This is a genomic window from Treponema endosymbiont of Eucomonympha sp. (assembly GCF_001028545.1).
The window spans coordinates 1-438 of sequence record NZ_BBPW01000674.1; the positions used below are offsets into that span (position 1 = coordinate 1).

Consider the following 438-nt stretch of genomic DNA (forward strand, 5'->3'; position numbering starts at 1 on the left):
CACGCGTCAGCTTTTCCGCTAGCAGATACAGTCCCGTCGCCGCCGCGCCCTGAACGCCCCCGAGGACAACGCCCGCGAGAATGGCGAGCATATCTTTCAGCACGACCGGCACCCCGCCCGGCAGCGGACTCGCAATGACGCTGCTCACGCAGATGAGCGCCGCGAACAGCGCGGCAAACACCGGGCGGTTCCGCCGCGCTGTCTGAACGGAACGCTCCGCCTCGGCATTCCCCGTTTCTCCGCTGTGCGAAGGAGTCCGCCCGCACTGTGTGAAGGCGTGCACCAGCGTAGTGGGAGGGTATGTACCAGCGTAGTGGGAGGGAGCGCACCAGCGTAGTGGGAGGATGCGCACCAGCGTAGTGGGAGGATGCGTACCAGCGCTATGCGAAAGTCTGTACCGGCACTGTATGAATATCTGTACCAGCACTATGTGAAGGA

1 protein-coding gene is annotated in these 438 nt (G+C 63.7%); it reads right to left on the reverse strand.

All coding sequences use genetic code 11. From position 1 onward, the window contains the following. Positions 1–181 (reverse strand): biotin transporter BioY (locus AWU74_RS12300; RefSeq protein ID WP_498067500.1); only part of this gene is annotated, 181 nt, incomplete at its 3' end. Between the last annotated feature and the right edge of the window lie 257 nt (positions 182–438).